Genomic DNA, 20,549 nt, shown 5'->3' on the forward strand with positions numbered 1-20,549 from the left:
GTTAGCTGCGCGGGCCTTGATAGGCGGGCACATTGTAGTTCGGGGGAGTGCCGTAGCCATAGGGCGCGTTGACGCCGGTGGCAGGCGCGGCCGGTGGCGGCGCATAGGCGCCCGGGGGCGGGCCCCCGGCGGCGCGGCTGATGCGCACCCGGTCGCCCCGCGTGATCACCACGCGGTCATTGACCTGGAGATTTTCCTCCCCGGTCTGCACCACCGAAATGTCGCCGCCATGATCCTCGCGGATGAAGTACTCGACGGCGTTGCCACCGCTTACGCCGCCACCGATGGCATTGCCGGCGAGGCCACCCAGAGCCGCGCCACCCAGCCCGGCCAGCAGATTGGAACGCCAGTCTCCGCCGATGAAGCTACCGGCCACGCCACCCGCCACGGCGCCCGCCGCAGTGCCGACGCCCGAGCCGCCGCCCTGCACATGCACCGGGCGCAGGCCGACAATGGTGCCGTAGGAGACGGAAGACGCCCGCCCAATGGTGCCGCTGCCATAGGTGCCGCCAGTGTCGCGGGGTGCGCAGGCGGCCAGGCCGCCCACCAGGGCAAGGGCGCAGGCGGCGATTCGAAAGGAACGGCGGGCAATAGAGCCCGGGGCGTTGCGCGGCGTCATGTCAGCTCTTCTCCCGACGGCTGGGTATGGCGGGCCCGGCTTCCTCCCGGCGGCCCGGTCCCTGGGAGAGGATAAGGCAAGCCGCGTGGAACAGGTTGCAGCCCGCCCCGCCGCCTCACCTAGGACGTGACGCCGCGGCTTTCCAGGGGCAACGGCAGCAACCGCGAGAGGCGGGGCGGCCCATCGTGCCGCCGGCACCGGCCTCGCGAGGTTGGCAAATGCCAAGCCCCTTGGCTTCAGCTAAGCTGCTGTCCCAGCAAGGGGCGTTGCCAAGACACTCCTTGCTTGCGCCCGTGCTCATGCTCCTGTAGGCGGAAAATGGTTGACGTTTCGCTCAGCGCGGCGCGTCGGCGAGTCCGGTCTTTGCCGCGTGGGGGCGCGGCGGGACCGCCAGGCCCGGGCGAGGGGGTTTTCGTCCGATTCCCAGGAGCAGCTCTCCGGCATGCCGTCTTCTTCAGACGGAGAACAGGGGATGACTCCGTTCCGACTTTGCCCAAGCCGGCGCCAGGCGCGCACGGTGATGGCAGTGGGGGCTTTGGCACTACTCGCGGCCTGCGGCAGCAGCCAGCAGGCACGCGCACCGGCATCTTCATCGGCGGCGGCGCAGGCAGCGGCCTATCCGCAGCCCGCCAGCTACAACCCGCCCGGGCCGTCCAGCGACCCGTGGGGACCCTATATCCGAGAGGCGTCGAAGCGGTTCGACATCCCGGATCGGTGGATCCGCGAGGTGATGCGGCAGGAAAGCGCCGGCAAGGTCAATGCCCGGAGCCCGGTGGGCGCGATGGGGCTGATGCAGGTCATGCCCGGCACCTATGCCGAGCTGCGCTCGCGCTATGGGCTGGGGGACGATCCCTACCACCCCTGGAACAGCGTGATGGCCGGCACGGCCTATCTGCGCGAGATGTATGAGCTGTATGGAAGCCCCGGCTTCCTGGCCGCCTACAATGCCGGGCCGCGCCGACTGGAGGACTACCTCTGGAACGGCCGTGGCCTGCCGGCGGAAACGCGCAACTACGTCGGCCGGATTGGACCCCGCATCGTGGGCAGTCATCCCGATCGCCGCGCGGCGCCAGAGATCTACGCGGCGGCGGAACTGCCGCTGATCATTCCGGCAGGTCCGCGACGGGGCGATTCCGCCACCATGCTGGCGCTGCGGGACCAGCGCAACGCGACCGATCCCGGCATCAGGGTAGCCACTCTGCCGGCCGGTCCGGTGGTGCGGATGGAACCCATTCCCGACGGCTCCACCTACGCTTCCCAGGCAGTCCAACTTGCCAGCCTGGACGGCGCGGCTGCGGGCGGCGTCGTGCGGATGGAGCCGATCCCGGACGGATCGACCTACCAGACGCAGGCCGAAACCGCTCCGCCTGTGCAAATGGCCGCGGCCGTGCCCGTGCCGGCTGCACCGGTTATTGTTTCGCCGGCACCATCCTCATCGTCGCTGGCCGCCACCGCGGCAGCGCGTCCCGCGGCACTACCGGCCGCCGCTTCGCCGACCCGCAGCCGCATCGCGACCGCCTTTGCCGAGGCTCCGCGGGCCCAGCCCGTGGCAGCGGCGCCCACCCAGATCGCGGCCGCGGCGCCGCGGAGCCCGGGCGGGTTCAGCCTGATCGGCAGCGCCAATGCAGCGCCGGTTGCAGCCCAGAACGTGCTGCGCCTGCCGTCGCAGCGCAGCGCCACGCCTGCCGTGGTGACGGGCGACTGGGGTGTGCAGGTGGGTGCCTTCGCCAGCGCCAATCTCGCCCGCAATGCGGCCGACCAGGCCCGCTCACGGCTCGGCCTGAGCGGTTCCAGGACAACTGTGGAGACTGTGGGCCAGGGCAATGCCCGCCTCTTCCGCGCGCGGGTGACCGGCCTGTCGCGGGAGAACGCTTCGGCAGCCTGCGACCGGCTGCGCGGGAACGGCGCCTGCATCATCGTCTCGCCCGGCGCCTGAAGCCGAAGCGCAACGGATCGGGGGGGGCGGTGCCGCAAGGCACCGCCCCTTCTTCATGCAGCGGCGTCAGACAATGGCTGTGCCGTCCGCCTTGAGGACCTCGCCTGCGAGATAGAGGCTGCCGCAGATCAAGACACGGCCGGGCAAGGAATTCGCGGCCGCGACGGCGCGCAGGGCTTCCGCCACCGTGGGGCCAGGACGGGCCTTTCCGCCGCTGGCACCGATGATCTCCTTCACCGGCTTGGCGAGGTGCTGGCCTGGCTCCGCCACGGCCCACACCGTATCCGCCAACGGCAGCAACGGCGCCAGGAAGCGATCGGACTCCTTGCCTTGCTTCATGCCGACGACGATGTGGCAGGGGCGGTCGCGCCAGAGGGGCAATTGCGCCGCCAAGGCCTCTCCTGCCCCGGCGTTGTGGCCGCCATCCAGCCACAGCTCCCAGCCCGGCGGCAGCAGGGCGGCAAGGTCGCCATGCAGCCTTTGCAGCCGCGCGGGCCAGGTGGCCGTGGCAAGGCCGGCGGCAATGGCCGGCTCGGTCAGCCATGGCGGATCCCAGGAGCGCAGGGCGGCGATGGCGATGCCCGCATTGTCCGCCTGATGCGGCCCGGGAAGAGAGGGGTGCGGCAACTCCATGCTCCCACCCGGATCGGTGTAGCGCAGCCCGATGTCGGTTGAATGGATGGTCCAGTCCTGTCCGCGCACCGCCAGTGTCAGGTTCAGGCGCTCCGCGGCCTCTTCCAGCACCATCTGCGCCTCGGGCCGCTGGTTGCCCGTGGCGGCGGGGACGCCGGGCTTGAGGATGCCCGCCTTCTCGCCGGCGATGGCGGCGATGTCCTTCCCCAGGAACTCCATGTGGTCCATGGAGATGGAGGTGATGGCACAGGCCACGGGATGGTCCACCACGTTGGTGGCGTCGAACCTGCCGCCCAGCCCGGTTTCCAGCACCAGGAGGTCCGCGGGTACGCGGCTGAACAGCAGAAAGGCGGCGCCGGTGATCACCTCGAACACGGTGATGGGCTGGCCGGCATTGCGCCGCTCCACCTCCTCCAACGCCGTCTCCAGCTCGGCGTCGGTCACCAGGGCGCCGGCCAGGCGGATGCGCTCGTTGAAGCGCACTAGGTGCGGCGAGGAATAAACATGCACCCGCTGCCCCGCGGCTTCGGCGATCGCGCGCAGAAAGGCACAGGTCGAGCCTTTGCCGTTGGTGCCGGCGACATGGATCACGGGGGGCAGATGGCGCTCGGGATTGCCCAGATCGGCCAACAGCCTTTGCAGCCGCTCCAGCTTGAGGTCGATGACGCGCGGGTATAGTCCGTGCAGGCGCTCGATAATGGCGTCGGCGCGGCCCATGCCGCTGGGTTCGGTGCGGCTCACGCCATTCTCCGTTTGTGCGCCCAGCCGCGCTGCGGGGCCAGGCCGTGCATCCCGGCATATCGCCCCGCCGGGCCTGGGCAATTCATCGCCGGGCGAGACCGGCCCGCTGGCCGGGTCAGGCCTCGGGCCGTGCTGCCGCAGCAGGAGCGGGCACCACCGGCGCTTCCGCCACCGGCGAGGGGGCTTCGAGCACGGGCCTGGGTTCGGCCTCCGGCAGCACCAGAACCGGCTCGCGCAGCAGGGCGATGAGGTGTGCCAGCCTTTCCCGCATCTCGCCGCGCTTCACCACCATGTCGAGGATGCCATGCTCCAGCAGGTATTCGGCGCGCTGGAAGCCTTCAGGCAGGGTTTCGCGCACTGTCTGCTCGATCACGCGGGCGCCGGCAAAGCCGATCAGGGCCTTGGGCTCGGCGATGTGGATGTCGCCCAGCATGGCAAAGGACGCCGTGACGCCACCGGTGGTCGGGTCGGCCATGACGATGATCACCGGCAGACCGGCTTCCTTGACCATCTGAGTCGCGATCACGGTGCGCGGCATCTGCATCAGGCTGACAGCGCCTTCCTGCATGCGGGCGCCGCCGGAGGCGGTGAAGACGATCAGCGGCGCATCCTGCAGCACGGCCAGCTTGGCGGCGGTGACCAGCGCCTCGCCCACGCCGGGGCTCATGGAGCCGCCCATAAAACCGAATTCGAAGGCGGCGACCACGGCGCGCCGGCCCTCGATCGTGCCATGCGCCACCATCACGGCGTCATCCATGCCGGACTTGGCCTGCGCTTCCTTCAGCCGTTCGGCGTATTTGCGCTGGTCGCGGAAGCGAAGCGGGTCGGCGGGAGATTTCGGCAGCTCGATGCGCTGGAAGCCGGGATCCAGCGTGTATTCCATACGCTTGGCGGCGGGAATGCGCATGTGGTGGCCGCAATGGGTGCAGACATGCAGCGCCCGCTCCAGGTCACGGTGAAAGATCATCTGCTCGCAGGCAGGGCACTTGTGCCAGAGATTGTCCGGGACTTCCTTGCGCCCCAGCCATGTCTGGATCTTCGGCAGCGCCCACTCGCTGATCCAGTTCATGCGCGATCCCCCTGATGTGCCGTGCCGGATGAAGCCAGGGGTGGTAGGCCCTGTGATGGCGGCATGGCAAGGGGCGAAGCAGCGCGACACCGCCTGCCCCTGGAAACCAGTTCCCGACGCAGCCGTTTCCGCTCCCGCCCTCTGGTTCCGGAGCCCCAATGAACACGTCGCTGATCGCCCCGCCGCTGCTGCTGCTCGCTTCCAACGTCATGATGACCTGGGCCTGGTACGGGCATCTGAAGCACCCTGCGTGGCCGCTCTGGCTGGCCGTGCTGACGAGCTGGGGCATCGCCTTCTTCGAGTACTGCCTGGCGGTCCCGGCCAACCGCATCGGCTACGGCACCTATAGCGGCCAGCAGCTCAAGGTGATGCAGGAGGTGATCACCCTGATCGTCTTTGCCGGCTTTTCCGTGTGGGTGCTGGGCGAGCCGCTGCGCTGGAACTACCTGGCCGCCATGCTGTGCCTGGTGGCGGCCGTGGCCTTCATCTTCCTGCCTTCGCGCTAGCTCAGCCACGCATCGCCGGCACCATCAGCCCCAGATTGTGCCGGAACATCGCCTCGTAATCCGGAGCGGTGCCGGACGGTCCTGAAAGGGCGTCGGCATAGAGCTTGCCGCGCACCTTCACGCCGGCTTCCGTGGCCAAGCGGTTCAGGGTCCCCGGATTGGCCATGTTTTCCACAAAGACGGCCGTGATCCCTTCACGCTTCAGCAGGCGGATCAGCCGGGCCACCTGGGCCGCGGAAGGCTCGCTTTCCGTGCTGAGACCTTGTGGCGCCAGGAAGCTCACACCGTAGGCAGCGCCGAAATAACCAAAGGCATCATGACTGGTGACAACCTTGCGCCGCGCCTCCGGCACCGTCGCGATCTGGCCCCGCACCCAGTCATCGAGTGCATCGAGGCGGGCCAGGTAGGCCTTGGCGCGTTCATGGTAGAACGTCGTTCCATCCGGGTCGGCCTGTTCCAGGGCAGCGGCGATGCCGCGGACATAGTGCTGACCGTTGCGCAGATCCTGCCAGGCATGCGGGTCCTGCCCGCCATGATCGTGGCTGTGGCCGTGGCTATGTCCATGCCCGTGTCCATGGCTGTCTTCCGGCATGGGGCGAGGAGTGAGCCCATCCGTTACGGTGATGCGGCGTGGCCCGGAGCCGGCTGCATTGGCCAGCCTGTCCATCCAGCCATCGAAGCCCAGCCCGTTCTGTACCACCAGGGCGGCGCCACGAAGCGCCTGGGCGTCGGACGGGCGCGGCCGGAAGCTATGCGCGTCCACATCCGGCCCGGCGATCACATGCACTGCCACACGCTCGCCACCGACCTGGCGCACCATGTCGCCCAGAACGGAGAATGAGGCGACAACGGGGACCGGCCCGGCGGCCATGGCGCTGCGGCGTGCGAGAAACGGAGCAGCCAGGGCAAACCCCAGGACGAGGCGGCGATGCAGCATGGGAAGCCAACCGTGCAATGTTATAAAGTACCGTATGAAGCCACGCGCCGGCTCCGGCAAGAGAAGGGATCAGCGCTTCCGGAACATCTTCATCACACGGGCCCAGAACCCATCGCTCTGCCGCGCGACCAGATGCTGCGCCACATGCGGGCGGGGGGCGGGCGGGGCAGCGCTGGCCAAGGTGTGCCGGCCGGCATCCTGTGCAGCGATCAGCCTTCGCTCCAGTCGCAGCACCTGCGCCACTGTTTCGGACGGGCCGGAGGCGCCCAGGGCTTCCGTGGTCGCGGCCGCATCTCCCCAGGCCTCGCTACGGCGCAAGGCATCGATCACCCGCACCGTTTGCTCCGCATCCAGCCGCGGGCCGCTGCGCCAAAGGGCCACGGCCTCCTGCCGCCACTGGGCGGCAAGTTCCGGGCGATCCAGGTCATCGGCCACCCAGGCCGCGTGGAGCGTGGCCTCGGCCGCGGCATGCAACGCGCCGGTTTCCTCCAGCACATGCGCCCAGGCCAGGAAGCGCCTGGCCAGGGGCGGATGGGTGCTTTCCGCGATCAGCGCGCGGAAGGGCGCGGCCGCTACAGCCTCGGCCGCTGCCGGATGGGCACGGCCGATATCCGGAGCGGAATAGCCGCAATGCGGGCATTGCTGCAGCCAGCGCGCCATGCTGCCCCGCAGCGGCTCCCCAGGGCGCAGATCGAGGTCGGGCGCCTGTTCGGGCGGTGAAGGGCGGAAACTGGCCTGCCGGCTTTCCGTGCCGCAGACGGCGCAGCGCAGCGCGCCCGAGGCGCCAGTCATGCGCGATCCGGCGGAAGGCGAGCCCGCGGAGGAGGAGGAGGAAGCCATCCTGCGTAAATTAGTCATGAAGCGACGCCGCGCGAAGAGGGCGGGTGACGCAAAGCGAATGGAAATGCCGTGCCGATGTTGCGCGGCCGGGTCGGTCGGGCCAAACATCCACCATGCCCCGCGGCGACCTCTTCCCCGACATAGCGCCCTACGAGACCGGATTGCTGCCCCTTCAGGGCGGCCATGTCATGTACTGGGAGCAGGTCGGCAATCCGCGCGGCCGGCCGGTGTTGTTTCTGCATGGCGGACCCGGCGCAGGGGCCGGGGCGGTGCACCGCCGCTTTTTCGATCCCGGGCACTGGCGCGTGGTGATCTTCGACCAGCGTGGGGCGGGGCGCTCCCGGCCGTTGGGCGAGTTGTCGCAGAACACCACTCCGCATCTTGTGGAGGATATCGAGGCGCTGCGCCGTTTCCTTCGGATCGAGGACTGGGTGCTGTTTGGCGGCTCCTGGGGCTCCACCCTGGCGCTGGCCTATGCCCAGGCCTATCCGGAGCGGGTGGCGGGCTGCGTCCTGCGGGGCATTTTCCTGGGGCGGCGGCGCGAGGTCGAGTGGTTCCTGGATGGCATGCGACGTTTCTTCCCCGATGCATGGGGGCAGTTCGCCGGCCATCTTCCGGCCGATGAACGGGATGATCTGCTGGGCAGCTTCCTGCGGCGGCTGACCGATCCTGACCCGCAGGTGCATTTCGCGGCGGCGCGGGTCTGGAGCCAGTATGAGGGTCTGTGCAGCACCCTGCTGCCGAGCCCCGAGACGGTGGCCAGCTTCGCGCAGGACCGCAGCGCCCTGGGATTGGCGCGCATCGAGGCGCACTACTTCGCGAACGACCTTTTCCTGCCACCCGAAGGGCTGCTGGGCCACATGGACCGGATCGCGCATCTTCCGGCGGAGATCGTCCAGGGACGCTATGACATGGTTTGCCCGCCTGAAAGCGCTTTCGACCTTGCCGCCGCCTGGCCGCGCGCCAGGCTGACGGTGGTGCCGGACGCCGGTCATTCGGCGCTGGAGCCAGGTGTCCGGCTGGCGCTGGTGGCGGCGCTGGAGCGCTTTCGCGGCCACTGAGGTGGCGGTAAGCGACTCAGCTGGGCCGCATCCCTCCGGGCCAGCCTGCGCTACGTCGGACTGTTCTTCGAAGCTTGTTCAGATCCCGGGCTCTGGCCCCGGTGCCGTTCAGCCCCTACCTCCTCAAAGGGAAGGCCGCGGCCAACGATCCGGGTCCTTCGCTTCAAAACGTGAGGGAGATGGCGGATGGACATCAAGCGCTCGGGTGCACAGCCTTCGGGCCAGGGACCGGAGGAGTATTTCACCGGCACGGTCCGCATCGACCCGCTGTTCAGTCCACCTGCTCCGGCGCAAGTCGCGGGCGCCCTGGTCACGTTCGAGCCTGGCGCTCGCACCGCGTGGCACACGCACCCTCTGGGGCAGACGCTGATTGTCACCATGGGCTGCGGCTGGGCGCAACGCGCGGGTGGCCCGATCGAGGAGATCCGTCCCGGCGACGTTGTCTGGTTCCCGCCTGGCGAGAAGCACTGGCATGGTGCGACGGCGACCACCGCCATGAGCCACATCGCCATCCAGGAGAAGCTGGACGGCTCCCCGGTGGAGTGGATGGAGCATGTCACCGACGAACAATATCAGCGCTGAAGACGAAGAGGGTCCGGCACCGCCGGTGAAGGCGGGGGCGCGGCGCAACGCGCCGTGCGGCTCGCCACGCCGCTCCTATTCGCAGCCGGCGAAGCACCGAACAGGCGACGAGGCCCATGATGGCCGCCCCCGGGTGGAGAACTGCCGGCTCGCGCGCACATCGAGACTGTGCGGCAGGATCGGCATCGTGCTTCCGGAGCATGTTGACAGACAGGTCGCGAACAGGATGGAAAACGTCCTCGGATGAGCGGTTCCGTCGCTGATGCCGGGTTCCCCGCGGCATTCCGAAGGATCCGTCATCCGCTTCAGATCGGCGCCTGCCGCAGCATGCGGCGGCGTGGCGCCTGCGTGTCCGCCGAGGTGCCCTGGGGCAGGGTCACGGCCACGCAGAGCCCGGCCCGTTGTCCCTCCTGCAGGGACAGGCTGCCGCCGTAGAGGCCCGCCAGGTCCCGGGTGATGGCGAGGCCGAGTCCGCTGCCAGGCTTGGCCTCGTCGAGCCTCACGCCGCGCGCCAGCACCGCATCGTAATCCTTGGAGGAAAGGCCAGGCCCATCATCCGTCACGGTGATGAGCAGGGCGCGGCGGCTCTGCGACACGGCAACGGTGACCTGATGCTGTGCCCACTGACAGGCGTTCTCCAGTAGGTTGCCCAGCATCTCCATCAGGTCCTGGCGGTCCACCTTGGCCCGCAGGGCGTCATCGCCCTGGATCTCGATCTCGAGGTCCTTGTTGGCAAAGATCCGGCGGAGGGCCATGGCAATTTCCTGCGCCACTTCCACCGGCGAGGCATCGGTGGCGGCCGCGCCGGCAAGGGCGGCGCCGCGGGCGCGGGACAGGTGGTGCTGCACCAGCAGCTCCATCGCGCGGGTCTGCTCCCGCGCCAGGCGCGTATCGACCGAGCTCGGCTCCAGGGCGGTGCGTTGCACGGCGAGCGGCGTCTTCAACGCATGCGCCAGATTGCCCACATGCGCACGGGCCCGCTCCACGGTATCGTGGTTCTGCTGCACCAGGGCATCAATCTCTTCCAGCAGAGGCGCGATCTCGCTAGGCGCCGCGGTGTGCGCCAGGGGAGCCTGCTGGCCCGCACGGAGCAGCGCGAGCGACCGTTGCGCCTCCCGCAGCGGCCGCATGCCCCAGACGAGCTGAAGTGTTCCGCCTGCGACCAGCCCGAGGCCGAGCACGGCAAAGGTGCTCAGGATCAGCAGGTTGAACGAGGCAATCTGTTCGTCGAGGACCTCGCGGTTCATGGCAACACGGACGCGGACCGGATCCGGCGCACCGGACAGCAGGACGAAGCGCTCAGCGACGCGCACCGGCTCTCCCCGCGGACCGACGCCGTTCTGGATGGAGGGGGTGGTGCTGCCGGAGGCGGCACCGAGCGGCGCCAGACGACCGTCCCAGAGCGAGCGCGAGGTGGCACGCAGATCGCCCGACTCGACCTGCCAGTAATAGCCGGAGAAGGGCTGCTGCAGTTCCGGCACCGGCACGTTGCTGTTCACGCCCGGGCGGCCATCGGCGCCAATCTCGGCCGCGCCGACCACCTTGTGCAGCAGGGAGGACAGCCGGACGTCGAAACCATTGGTTGCTTCCGTACTGACCAGGCGCAGCACGGTGCAACTCGCGATGCCGAGGCCGCCCGTCACCCAGATAGCCGACAACAGGGCCAGGCGGGCGGTGAGGGAGCGGAAGATCCGTGGAAACCTAGCCATGGCCAACCCGGTATCCCTGCCCGCGCACGGTTTCAATGAAATGGGCGTCCAGCTTGCGTCGAAGGCGGCCGATGACAACTTCGAGCGTGTTCGAATCCCGGTCGAAATCCTGTGCGTATAGGTGCTCGGTCAGTTCCGCCTTGCTCACGGGCCGGCCGGCATGCTGCGCCAGATAGGTGAGCATGCGGAACTCAAGCGCGGTGAGCCTGACGGTTAGTCCCTTCCAGCTGGCCACGCCGGCAACAACATCGAGCGAGAGCGGTCCCACCACGATGTCGGATCGCGCCCGCCCCGCGGCCCTCCGGATCAAGGCGTGCAACCGGGCCACCAACTCGTCCATGGCGAATGGCTTGGCAAGGTAGTCGTCTGCTCCGGCGTTCAACCCGGTTACCTTCTCCGACCAGGAGTCACGGGCGGTGAGGATCAGGACCGGCATGTCGCGGCCGGCCTGGCGCCAGTGTCGCAGTACCGACAGGCCATCGATCATCGGCAGGCCAAGATCCAGCACGATGGCATCGTAGGGCTCGGTCTCGCCCAGGAACATGGCTTCCTCGCCGTCCGGTGCATGGTCCACGGCAAAGCGCGCCCCCGTCAGCGCAGCCATGAGCTGACCCGCCAGATCCGTGTTGTCCTCAACCACGAGCAGGCGCATCACGATGTCCCCGGATGGAGGCGACAGAAGCAAAGTACCGCAACGTGGCGATGCGGGTTCGCCCCGGAAGCACCTCGCCGGTGCAGCAAACACAGCGTGGCCTCCACGGCCCGAGCATGAAGAACCCCATCTGTGCTGTCGATGAGGCCGCTCTCCGTCCGGGCATGGGTTCGGCCGCGGCGCCGGCCGCACGGGTGACCGCTGGCAGCACGGCTGGCGCAACGTCGCTGGGACACATGATGGTCGACATGGAAGCAAGCTGCCAGCGCGAAGCTGAACAGAAGCTGAATGTCAGCCGGAAGCATGGCTCTGACGGCCAGCCCTCAGCCAGGAGAGGGTGCCTGGGACCTTGCCGCCAGGCTGGTCGGGGCGCTCGGGGCGACATAGACGATGTCGCCATTGGAGCCGCCCACCGCAACGGGGATGCCCGGCGCCCGCTCGGTGTAGGCCGGATCGCGATGATGGATGCGGGCGTTCTCGCCCCGTCCCAGCACGTCCACAGAGCCACCGCCGACAATGTTGCCGGTGTCTATGGCGTCGCGGTGAACGGAGAAGTTCTCCCCTTGAGACAGCACGGTGATCTGCGCGCTGGCGGGTGCCGCGCCGAAGGCAAGGAGGGTGGCGACCGAAGCGGCCAAAGAGAAGCTGCGGATCATGGGTTCACTCCTGAAGAGTTGTTTGCGGTCACCGGGATGTTCTAGCGGTGTACGCATGAACCCAGCCTGAACCCTTTGTTCAGCCACCGTTCAGGAACGCTCATTCCTCAACAACAGGCTGGGGAACGGCGCGACGATTCAGCGGGCCCGATCGCGATCCGGAGTTGGTGCCGAGTTCACGGGCCAGCCCGATGAAGGCCTTGAGAGCTGCCGACGGATTGCGCCGGCCGGGATAGTAGAGGCAGAGCCCCGGAAGAGCAGGAGTCCAGTCTTCCAGCACGCGAAGAAGGCGCCCGGCCACGATGTCGGCCCTCACATCCGGTTCCATGAAGAAGCCGAGCCCGATGCCTTCCAGCGCAGCGCTCCGTGCAAGGCTGGCTTCGTCCAAGGTGATCGGCCCGCTCACGTCAACCTGCGCGATCCGGCCGCGCTTCTCGAACTGCCATCGAAGGAGTGCGCCATTCGGCAGGCGGACGCGAATGCACCGATGGTTGACAAGATCGGATGGCGCGAGCGGCGGTTTGCAAACGCTGAAATAAGCCGGCGACCCGACAACGGCGTATCGTTGCGGACGGCCCAGTGAAACGGCGATCATGTCGCTGGGCACAAGATCCGCCACGCGCACGCCCAGGTCGAAACCTTCGGCAACGATGTCGACCATCCGACCCTCGGTGACAAGGTCCACATGCACCAGCGGATGGCGGCCAAGAAACTCCAGCACCAGGGGCGAAAGGATTTCCCGTGCCGCAGTGGCGAAGGCGTTGATCCGCAGCGTGCCGGACGGTGTCGCCTGCTGCGAACGCACCGCGTCCATGGCGTCGTGGATGCCCTGCAAGTTCGGGCCAAGCTGTTCAACAAAGACGCGTCCGGCATCCGTCAGCGAGACGCTGCGCGTTGTCCGGTTGAACAGGCGGACGCCAAGGCTTGCCTCGAGCTTGCCGATCGCGCTGCTGAGGGCTGTTGTTGACAGCTCCAGGTCGAGGGCCGCCGCACGGAACGACCCTCTGCGCGCGATCGCCACCACGGCTTCGAGATCGTTCAGGCCGACACGATACATTGTCCTGCTTTCCAGGATTTCTCATCCCGGATCATCCCGATTATCCGCGAACGCGTCCAGGGCTAGGTATGAGGACGAACGCCACACCAGAACAAGGAACAGCACCATGAACCTGCATCCTGCCATCCGAACCTATTTCGAGGCCGAGAAGAGAAACGACGGCCGCAGCGTCATCCGCACCTTCGCCTCCGGCGCGATTGTCACGGATGAGGGCCTGACCCATGCGGGACGCCGCGCCATCGATGCGTGGCGGCACAGGACGAAGAGCCGGTATCAGCACACCATGGAACCGGTCGACATGGTCGCGGATGGTGATGTCGTTCAGGTTCGCACCCGGGTGGCCGGCCAGTTCCCAGGCAGTCCTGCCAAGTTCACCTACGCATTCCGGCTGAGGAAAGGTCGGATCGTGGACCTTGAGATCCGTGGGTGAATGCGATGTTTACGCTCCAAGGAAAGCGCGCGCTGATCACCTCCGGCACACGCGGCGCCGGCGCCGCCACTGTGGACCTGTTCCGACATCTCGGCGCGCAGGTTCTGACAGCCGCGCGCTCGCGGCCGGACCTGATGCCGGAGGACATGTTCGTCCCAGTGGACCTGACGACGCCTGAGGGCTGCGCCGCACTTGCCGCCGCGGCACGGGACCGGCTGGGGAGGATCGATATCATTGTGCACATGCTCGGCGGTTCCTCCGCTCCGGCGGGCGGCTACACGGCGCTGGGTGACGCCGAGTGGCTTCGGGAACTCGATCTGAACCTGATGCCCGCCATCAGGCTTGATCGGGAACTCGTGCCGGCGATGGTGGCGCGGGGGCAGGGTGTCGTCGTCCACGTGACTTCAATTCAGCGAACGCTGCCCTTGCCGGAAGCGACAACCGCGTATGCAGCTGCCAAAGCCGCGCTTTCGACCTACAGCAAGAGCCTGTCGAAGGAAGTTTCGCCAAAGGGGGTGCGCGTGTTGCGTGTCTCGCCCGGCTGGATCGAAACGGAGGCCTCGTTGCAACTGGCCGATCGGCTTGCACGGGAAGCCGGCACCGATCTCGACCAAGGCAAGCGGATGATCATGGCTTCCCTCGGCGGCATTCCGATCGGCCGACCGTCGAAGCCAGAGGAGGTCGCCAGCCTGATCGCGTTCCTGGCCTCGGATCGTGCTGCTTCCATAACAGGCGCCGAGTACGTCATCGATGGCGGCACCATTCCCACAGCCTGATGGGAGGCGGGATGGTGGCCGAGGCGATCAAGAGGGCTGCGAGAACACCTTCGCCCACGATCTCCGATTGCTTTTCCTCTGCCCAAAGGGGCTTCAGGCCGTTGGCGTGTGCGGCATGTCGATACATCGACTGGCTCTTCACGGGATCGATGGAACGCTTCCGATTGCTGCCTAGTGCATGCAAGGGTGAAGGGCACGGGCACTGCGGAAAAGTTATTCTGCGTGCCAACGGTTGAGGGCACGCCGCATGCTGGCCTCGCTTCCGAAGCCGCAGCGGAGTGCGACTTCACCGACCCGCCCTGCGGCGGAGCGGAGAAGGGCGTAGGCCATCTCCGCTCTCAGCCTTTCCACTGCCCGCGCCGGTGTTGTTCCGACGCGGCGGGTGAAGTGCCGATGGAAGGACCGCGGGCTCTGGCCTGCCATGGTCGCCATCTCCTCCACCGACCATGATCGGGCGGGCTCGGCGGCGATGGCCTCCAGCAGCGGCTCAAACGGCGCCGCGCCCCGGACCTGAAGCGCCAGCACGTCGCTGAGCTGCTTCTGGCCGCCGGCGCGGCGGAGCGGCACCACGAGGCGGCGCGCGACCCGGGCCGCCAGGGCGGCACCATGATCGCGTTCAATGAGCGCGAGGGTCAGGTCGATCCCGGCAGTCACGCCTGCCGTGGTCCAGACCGGCCCATCCTCGATAAAGAGCGGCCGGTCATCGACGGACACCGAAGGGTAGTCTGCCGCCAGGCGGCCGCAGGAACGCCAATGGGTCACCGCCCGCCGGTTATCCAGCAAACCCGCCGCGGCCAGCAGGAAGGCGCCGGTGCAGACCGAGCAGATGCGGTCCGCCCGTTCCGCTGCCTCAATCAGGAAGGCCAGCCAACCGCCGTCCTCCCGCAGCGCATGCACGCCCGGCCCGCCCGGAATGACAAGGGTGCCGATGCGCCCGGCCGGGCATTCGCCGGTCGCGATGCCGAAGCCCGAGGTCGTCAACACCGTGATGGCAGGACGTCCGACCACCTGCACGGAGTAGGGCGGATCGGCGCCTTCCTCGTTGGCCGTGACGAAGGCCTGGGCAGGGCCGGACAGATCGATGGGCTGCACGCCATTGAAGGCCACAATGGCGACGAGGTGGATTGGCGGGATTTGTCCTGTGTCTGTCATCGACGCGGCCGGGTCGGGATGGCTTTCTGGGCCCGCGCCACCTCGGCAATGGTGTGCGGAAGGGAGCATAATCATGACGGAACACCAGAACACAACCGCGACTTCGGCTTCCTCGGCCACAATCCCCCCGGTGGCCAGCGCGTCAGCTTCGGGCAGGGCCAGCGGGGGAAGGCCGCGGCAGGTCAATGTTGTGCTTGCACCGGACATGGTTCAATTGGACATGACCGGACCCTTCGAGGTTCTGGCGCGCGTGCCGGGCTGGTCCGTGTCGTTGGTCGCGGCCACGCTGGACCCCGTGCGCACGGATCGCGGCCTTCGCATCGTTCCCGACACAACGCGGGAAAGCGCCGCGGTTGCGGACCTCCTCGTTGTCCCTGGCGGGGCGGGTGTCGACTCCGCCATGTTGGACACGGCCTGGATTGATTTTGTGCGCCGGCAAGCCGACTCGGCTGAGCATGTCTTTGGAATCTGCACAGGATCGCTGCTCCTTGGCGCGGCCGGCCTCCTGCAAGGGCGGCGCGCGGGGGGGCATTGGCAGGCCCGCGATCTCCTGACCCGCTTCGGGGCCATCCCGTCCGATGCTCGGGTGACGGTGGACGGGAAGTACTACACCTCTGGTGGCGTCACCTCCGGCATTGACGTGGCTCTCCGCGTTGTCGCGGATCTGGAAGGGGAGGTGGCGGCACGCAAGATCCAGCTGGCCATTGAGTACGATCCGCACCCGCCCTTTCCTGGCGGAACGCCCTCCACGTCGCCCGCCGAGGTGGTCCGGGCGGTGCAGGCAGACGCTCGTGCACGCCGTGCCCAGCGCGAAGACATGGTGGCTCAAGCGGCTGAGCGGTTGCGCCAGCCCTGAGGCCGGCGCGAGGCGACGGCACTGAAGGGCCTTGAGCAACCCGGCAACCTGCGGTTCGCATCTGCTGTTAACCATTGCGCCCGTTTGTCCACGTGGCCGGTCTGAGCTTGAGAGGCACGATGATGCAGCAACGCTGGCCTGAGCGTCTTTGGATCGTTCGACATGGCGAGAGCTCCGGCAATGTCGCGCGCGCCGCCGCACTGGCGGCGCGGCAGGCACGGATCGATGTGGCGGAGCGCGATGTCGATGTGCCGCTTAGCAGTCTCGGCGGACAGCAATCGAGGACCCTCGGACGCTGGTTTGCCGCCATGCCGGAGCATGAACGGCCGGAGGTTTTGTTGACCTCTCCCTACCGCCGCGCACGGCAAACGGCGGAGTGGATGCACAAGCAGGGTGCCCTAGGCAGTGAGCCCGGCAGGATGGTCGTCGATGAACGCCTTCGTGAGAAGGAGTTTGGAGTGCTCGATCGCCTGACCAGCCACGGCATCGCAGAGCAATATCCCGATCAGGTGGAATTCCGCCGCTTTCTCGGCAAGTTCTACCATCGGCCGCCGGGGGGTGAGAGCTGGTGCGACGTGATCCTGCGGTTGCGCAGCGCGCTGGACACGATCAGCCTGCATCATTCGGGGCGCCGGGTGCTGATCGTCGGGCACCAGGTTGTCGTGCTGTGCCTGCGCTACCTGCTGGAAGGCCTGACGGAGGAGGAGATCCTCGCCATCGATCGGGAAGGCGACGTCGCCAATTGCGGCGTGACGGAGTACAGCTTCGATCCCGATCCCGCGCCTGGGGGAGCGCTTGTGCTTCGGCGCTATAACTTCATCGCACCGCTGGAAGATGAGGGCACGGAAACCACGGCCGAACCCGCCGGGGGTGGTGCACGGTGACAGCGGAGACGCCCATCGACGAGGCCTTGCTCCGAGCCAATCCCCTGCCGCGGCACAGCCAGGGCGATGACAAGAATGCACGGGGCACCGTACTGGTGGCGGGAGGATGCCGAGAAGTTCCTGGCGCCATCTTGCTGGCGGGGCTCGCCGCGCTGCGTGCGGGAGCCGGGCGGCTGCAGATGGGCATCGGCAGCTCATTGGGCCCGTCGCTTGGTCTCGCCATGCCCGAGAGCAGGGTCGTCGGGCTGCCGGAAACGGAAGAGGGAATGATCCATCCGTCCGCGGCGCCAAGCCTTGCCCGCTTTGCCGCCCGCGCCGACGCGATGGTTCTGGGCCCGGGCATGCCGGCTTCGCCCGAGGCGTCGCAGCTGACCGAAGCCTTGCTGGACGCCCTTCCCGCCGGCAGCGAGGGGCCGGCCCTGGTACTGGATGCCGCCACGTTGGGAGATTTGCGGCAGCAGCGCGAGGCACTGCGACGCCATGCCGGACGCATCGTCATCACACCGCACGACGGAGAGATGGCGCGTCTGCTGGATACGGAGCGGCAAGCCGTCCTGGCCGACCCGTTATCCGCCGCGCGGGAAGCCGCTTCACTGCTGCATTTGGTGGTTGTGATGAAAGGCGGCTGCACGCACGTCGTTACTCCGGATGGGGCGGCCTGGTCGTGCGATCGCGGCGATGTGGGCCTGGCGACTTCGGGTTCGGGGGATGTGCTGGCCGGGCTGGTCGGCGCTTTGCTGGCGCGTGGGGCAACACCGCTGCAAGCCGCCCTGTGGGGCGTTTACGCACACGCCGAAGCGGGCCGCAAGCTGGCGCGCTTGCAGGGTCCGATCGGCTTTCTGGCGCGCGAATTGCCACCGGAGTTCCCGGCGATCCTGGCAAGTCTGGCGGCGCCGCAGCCCTAGCTGCGAAGCTTGCCGGAAATGTCAGGAAAGACTTCAGTACGCTAGGCTACGCCCGCCGCCCCGGCGCCGCACCGCCTTGCACCTCCTATCGCGCACCCTGGCATTCATCGGGGTGCGAGCCAGCGGCACCAGGTTGAACATCGTCGGTGGTCCGGCTCATGGCTGCCCCCGGCTGCAGCCGGGGGCAGGAGCGGTGCGATCCTGCACCCGGCCGAACGGAGCGCGGCTAGGATGAGGGTCTTTGATCCTGATCGAGCCGACCCAGGCTGGTCTTGGACTGATCGGCTACATCATGGGCAGCGCTCTTGGCCGTTTCTGCAAGACGGCCTGCAACACCTGTGACCACATCGCGGCCACTGGCAGCGGAGACGCCATCCTCGTCCATCTTCTGCTGCGCGGCCTGTGGCGCCCCCTTGATCGCCTCTCGCGCTTCCTGAACGTGAGGGGCGACGGTTTCCTTCACCGTGGCATATTGCTCACTGGCGATCTCGCCGACCTGTCCCTTCAGGGCGTCGCTTGCCTCTCCCATCAACCGGTCTTCGGTCTCAGTCCGCGGCAGCAGCGCTGCCAGGGCGGCACCGGCCGCGAGGCCCAGAGCGCCCAGCAACAGCGGCTGCTCCGCGCTCATGCGGGCCCAGCCATCATGAGCCTGGGAGCCGGCCCGATTGACGCGATGGCGTGCCGCGTCCATCGCCGCGGCCGCAGCGTCACTCGCATCGTGATGATAGGCGCGTGCCGTACCGGCCGCGGAGGACATCCGGCCCCTCGCCGCGGAGGCAGTGTCGGAGGCAGAACCAGCCAATGAAGCTGCCGCATCCTTGATGCTGGTCGCGGCGCTGCGCGCCGTATCACCGACGCTGCTCGCGGCGTCGCTGGCGACAGCCCCGATCCCCTGCGCCGCACTGGAGGCACGGTCCGCCAAGCCCGGGCCACCAGGAGCCGGCCGTGGCGGCGGCAGAGCCGCATAGCCTCCCCTGGGGTGTACGGCATACTCTTTGTTCTTCTGGCCGGCCATCAACAGCCACCCGATGCCCGACCCTATCATCAGCACCGGAAGCGGATTGTCGCGCACGGAACTGCCGAGATTGCGCATGAAATCAGCGCCCCCGGAACCGCGGGCGTAATCCAGCACCTGGTCCATGACCTGGCCAGGCGACATGCTTCCGCGCAGTGCTTCGATCGTCTCCGTTACGCGGGCCCGTGTGCGCTCCACATCGGCTTCGATCTCTGCAGCCGAGCGGCCTTGGGGATCCGTCGTCTCGCTCATTGCACAGCCTCCTTCGCGGCAGTCGCGTCTCGCGACACCTGGTTGATGGTCCGCTCTGGCGTGAGGCTCGCAGCCTTCATCTTGGTTATGCCGGCACGCAGAAGGATGTAGGCGATGACCGCGACGATCACGCCGACAATGGCCCCCGCAGCGGCTGTGCTGAGGCCAAAGGTGACCAGGAATGCAACCACAGCCTGCAGAAGGATCACCAGGCCCGCCATCATCAGCGCAGCCGCCACGCCGATCGAGGCGGCCGCCGCGCCCACTTGGCTCACCTTCTCACCGACCTCGGCGCGCACAAGCTGAACTTCCTTTCGCACCAGCGACGAGGATTGTTGCAGCAGGTCGCCCAAGAGGTCGGGCACGGATCTGTTGGCGTCGGATGGCATCACGAAGTGCTCCCCTCGATGGTGGGCATGCTACCCGGCTTCGCCTTGTCGCCTTGATGTGCCACGGCCCCGCCCAATGTCGCGGCCGGCATTGTTGCGGGCCTGATCGGGGCGGAAGCAGATGTGTTGCCATCCGTGCCGTCCGGCACCCATCCCGGCGCCCGTCCATGTGGCCCGACGCCCGTGGAGGCTCCCTGCATCATGCCGGACCCGGCGCCGCCGGACTCGGACGAACTCTTCGCAAACCGCGTGATGGCGAAGCCGGCCAGAACAGCGGCGCCAAAGAACGCCGCCGGCTGACGGCGGGCAAAGCCATTGACCTCGTTGAGCAGGTCGCCGACGCTGCGGTCGCGCAGGGAAGCGGAAACGCTGGAAATCGAATCCGCTGCGCTCCGCACATGCCGGGCGATCTCGGGCGAAGTTTCCTCGAGATCGTCGGCAACGCGCCGTGCTGCACCGGCGAGCCCCTCTCCGCGGTCTGCCCCGACCTGCTTGCCGCGCTCGGCCAAGTCCTCCGCCTTGCTCTTGGCTGCGGCGGCGACATCGGCCCCCGCATCCTTGATGTCGGCCAGTGCCTCCTGGCCTTGCGCCTTGACATCGCCAGCCGTGGCGCGTGCTTCGGCGGCAACGCTTCCGGTCTGGCCTTCGGCGCCGGCCGTCCCGGAAAACGGCTTCGTTCCCGAGCTAACGGGCGTCAGGCTGGGGTTCGTCTGCTCTGGTTGATTTGGGTTCATATCATGCCTCCCTGATGACAGGCTGCTTTGCTCATCGCGCCGGACCAGGAGGGGATCAACGGGAAGCCTTGTAGAGCTTCTGCGCGATCTCGAACATTTCCTCGGGCGCGTAGTCGGGGGTGAAGGCGGAGGGCACGCCGGTCAGCTGGTGGATCTTG

General features: G+C 67.8%; 22 protein-coding genes. 9 read left to right on the top strand and 13 right to left on the bottom strand.

Going from position 1 to position 20,549, the window contains the following annotated elements; all coding sequences use genetic code 11:
- Nucleotide 1 precedes the first annotated feature (1 nt).
- Nucleotides 2–619 carry a glycine zipper 2TM domain-containing protein gene (locus tag ACFOD4_RS13540; RefSeq protein ID WP_379597203.1) on the bottom strand — a complete coding sequence of 206 codons (618 nt, stop codon included), beginning with the start codon at nt 617–619 and terminating at the stop codon, nt 2–4.
- Nucleotides 620–1,091: 472 nt separating this feature from the next.
- On the opposite strand from ACFOD4_RS13540, the gene ACFOD4_RS13545 reads away from it, so the two are divergent.
- Nucleotides 1,092–2,555: a transglycosylase SLT domain-containing protein gene (locus ACFOD4_RS13545; protein WP_379597204.1), complete on the top strand. Its 1,464-nt coding sequence runs from the start codon at nt 1,092–1,094 to the stop codon at nt 2,553–2,555.
- 66 nt (nt 2,556–2,621) lie between these two features.
- On the opposite strand, the gene ACFOD4_RS13550 is transcribed toward ACFOD4_RS13545, so the two are convergent.
- On the bottom strand, nt 2,622–3,905 hold the full coding sequence (locus ACFOD4_RS13550; protein WP_379597234.1) for a bifunctional folylpolyglutamate synthase/dihydrofolate synthase: 1,284 nt from the start codon (nt 3,903–3,905) through the stop codon (nt 2,622–2,624).
- 139 nt (nt 3,906–4,044) lie between these two features.
- The gene (gene accD, locus ACFOD4_RS13555; RefSeq protein ID WP_379597206.1) at nt 4,045–4,998 is read right to left on the bottom strand and encodes an acetyl-CoA carboxylase, carboxyltransferase subunit beta; all 954 of its coding nucleotides are present in this window, start codon (nt 4,996–4,998) and stop codon (nt 4,045–4,047) included.
- A gap of 158 nt (nt 4,999–5,156) precedes the next feature.
- Here accD and ACFOD4_RS13560 point away from each other — a divergent pair, with 158 nt between their 5' ends.
- The gene (locus ACFOD4_RS13560) at nt 5,157–5,504 is read left to right on the top strand and encodes a DMT family protein (RefSeq protein ID WP_379597209.1); all 348 of its coding nucleotides are present in this window, start codon (nt 5,157–5,159) and stop codon (nt 5,502–5,504) included.
- A 1-nt stretch (nt 5,505) separates the two neighbouring features.
- Here ACFOD4_RS13560 and ACFOD4_RS13565 read toward each other — a convergent pair whose 3' ends face one another.
- Both ACFOD4_RS13565 and ACFOD4_RS13570 read right to left on the bottom strand, forming a co-directional pair.
- Complete coding sequence (locus tag ACFOD4_RS13565; RefSeq protein ID WP_379597210.1) at nt 5,506–6,441, bottom strand: metal ABC transporter solute-binding protein, Zn/Mn family; 936 nt, start codon at nt 6,439–6,441, stop codon at nt 5,506–5,508.
- Nucleotides 6,442–6,510: 69 nt separating this feature from the next.
- The gene (locus ACFOD4_RS13570; RefSeq protein WP_379597211.1) at nt 6,511–7,233 is read right to left on the bottom strand and encodes a hypothetical protein; all 723 of its coding nucleotides are present in this window, start codon (nt 7,231–7,233) and stop codon (nt 6,511–6,513) included.
- Nucleotides 7,234–7,394: 161 nt separating this feature from the next.
- Between ACFOD4_RS13570 and pip the strand changes: the two genes are divergently transcribed.
- On the top strand, nt 7,395–8,342 hold the full coding sequence (gene pip / locus ACFOD4_RS13575) for a prolyl aminopeptidase (RefSeq protein WP_379597212.1): 948 nt from the start codon (nt 7,395–7,397) through the stop codon (nt 8,340–8,342).
- A 186-nt stretch (nt 8,343–8,528) separates the two neighbouring features.
- Nucleotides 8,529–8,924, top strand: coding sequence for a (R)-mandelonitrile lyase (locus ACFOD4_RS13580; RefSeq protein WP_379597214.1), 396 nt, complete (start codon nt 8,529–8,531; stop codon nt 8,922–8,924).
- 305 nt (nt 8,925–9,229) lie between these two features.
- Here the strand turns inward: ACFOD4_RS13580 and ACFOD4_RS13585 are convergent, their stop codons facing one another.
- The 4 genes from ACFOD4_RS13585 to ACFOD4_RS13600 all read right to left on the bottom strand — a co-directional run bounded on the left by ACFOD4_RS13585 (nt 9,230) and on the right by ACFOD4_RS13600 (nt 12,998).
- Nucleotides 9,230–10,633, bottom strand: coding sequence for a sensor histidine kinase (locus tag ACFOD4_RS13585; protein ID WP_379597216.1), 1,404 nt, complete (start codon nt 10,631–10,633; stop codon nt 9,230–9,232).
- On the bottom strand, nt 10,626–11,285 hold the full coding sequence (locus tag ACFOD4_RS13590) for a response regulator transcription factor (RefSeq protein WP_379597217.1): 660 nt from the start codon (nt 11,283–11,285) through the stop codon (nt 10,626–10,628). The genes ACFOD4_RS13585 and ACFOD4_RS13590 overlap by 8 nt, the downstream gene beginning before the upstream one ends.
- A 323-nt stretch (nt 11,286–11,608) precedes the next feature.
- The gene (locus tag ACFOD4_RS13595) at nt 11,609–11,941 is read right to left on the bottom strand and encodes a hypothetical protein (RefSeq protein WP_379597219.1); all 333 of its coding nucleotides are present in this window, start codon (nt 11,939–11,941) and stop codon (nt 11,609–11,611) included.
- 100 nt (nt 11,942–12,041) lie between these two features.
- Nucleotides 12,042–12,998 carry a LysR family transcriptional regulator gene (locus tag ACFOD4_RS13600; RefSeq protein ID WP_379597220.1) on the bottom strand — a complete coding sequence of 319 codons (957 nt, stop codon included), beginning with the start codon at nt 12,996–12,998 and terminating at the stop codon, nt 12,042–12,044.
- 106 nt (nt 12,999–13,104) lie between these two features.
- Between ACFOD4_RS13600 and ACFOD4_RS13605 the strand changes: the two genes are divergently transcribed.
- Together ACFOD4_RS13605 and ACFOD4_RS13610 are read left to right on the top strand one after the other, a co-directional pair.
- Nucleotides 13,105–13,428, top strand: coding sequence for a nuclear transport factor 2 family protein (locus ACFOD4_RS13605; protein WP_379597222.1), 324 nt, complete (start codon nt 13,105–13,107; stop codon nt 13,426–13,428).
- 5 nt (nt 13,429–13,433) lie between these two features.
- The gene (locus ACFOD4_RS13610) at nt 13,434–14,204 is read left to right on the top strand and encodes an SDR family oxidoreductase (RefSeq protein WP_379597223.1); all 771 of its coding nucleotides are present in this window, start codon (nt 13,434–13,436) and stop codon (nt 14,202–14,204) included.
- Between the two features lie 213 nt (nt 14,205–14,417).
- Here ACFOD4_RS13610 and ACFOD4_RS13615 read toward each other — a convergent pair whose 3' ends face one another.
- Nucleotides 14,418–15,356: a GlxA family transcriptional regulator gene (locus ACFOD4_RS13615; RefSeq protein WP_379597225.1), complete on the bottom strand. Its 939-nt coding sequence runs from the start codon at nt 15,354–15,356 to the stop codon at nt 14,418–14,420.
- Between the two features lie 73 nt (nt 15,357–15,429).
- Between ACFOD4_RS13615 and ACFOD4_RS13620 the strand changes: the two genes are divergently transcribed.
- From ACFOD4_RS13620 to ACFOD4_RS13630, 3 genes are all read left to right on the top strand, one after another.
- Nucleotides 15,430–16,212, top strand: coding sequence for a DJ-1/PfpI family protein (locus ACFOD4_RS13620; protein WP_456316894.1), 783 nt, complete (start codon nt 15,430–15,432; stop codon nt 16,210–16,212).
- Between the two features lie 119 nt (nt 16,213–16,331).
- Complete coding sequence (locus tag ACFOD4_RS13625; protein ID WP_379597226.1) at nt 16,332–17,096, top strand: histidine phosphatase family protein; 765 nt, start codon at nt 16,332–16,334, stop codon at nt 17,094–17,096.
- Nucleotides 17,093–18,001, top strand: coding sequence for an NAD(P)H-hydrate dehydratase (locus tag ACFOD4_RS13630; RefSeq protein ID WP_379597228.1), 909 nt, complete (start codon nt 17,093–17,095; stop codon nt 17,999–18,001). The genes ACFOD4_RS13625 and ACFOD4_RS13630 overlap by 4 nt, the downstream gene beginning before the upstream one ends.
- Nucleotides 18,002–18,227: 226 nt before the next feature.
- Here ACFOD4_RS13630 and ACFOD4_RS13635 read toward each other — a convergent pair whose 3' ends face one another.
- Genes ACFOD4_RS13635 through ACFOD4_RS13645 form a run of 3 tightly spaced genes read right to left on the bottom strand, consistent with a single transcriptional unit; the run spans nt 18,228 to nt 20,391 of the window.
- On the bottom strand, nt 18,228–19,268 hold the full coding sequence (locus tag ACFOD4_RS13635) for a DUF3618 domain-containing protein (RefSeq protein ID WP_379597230.1): 1,041 nt from the start codon (nt 19,266–19,268) through the stop codon (nt 18,228–18,230).
- Nucleotides 19,265–19,657 (bottom strand): phage holin family protein, encoded by a 393-nt coding sequence (locus ACFOD4_RS13640; RefSeq protein WP_379597238.1) that lies wholly within the window; start codon nt 19,655–19,657, stop codon nt 19,265–19,267. The genes ACFOD4_RS13635 and ACFOD4_RS13640 overlap by 4 nt, the downstream gene beginning before the upstream one ends.
- On the bottom strand, nt 19,657–20,391 hold the full coding sequence (locus ACFOD4_RS13645) for a hypothetical protein (protein WP_379597232.1): 735 nt from the start codon (nt 20,389–20,391) through the stop codon (nt 19,657–19,659). The genes ACFOD4_RS13640 and ACFOD4_RS13645 overlap by 1 nt, the downstream gene beginning before the upstream one ends.
- Nucleotides 20,392–20,549 lie beyond the last annotated feature (158 nt).

This window comes from Teichococcus globiformis (genome assembly GCF_042646265.1).
Classification (GTDB): Bacteria; Pseudomonadota; Alphaproteobacteria; order Acetobacterales; family Acetobacteraceae; genus Pseudoroseomonas; species Pseudoroseomonas globiformis.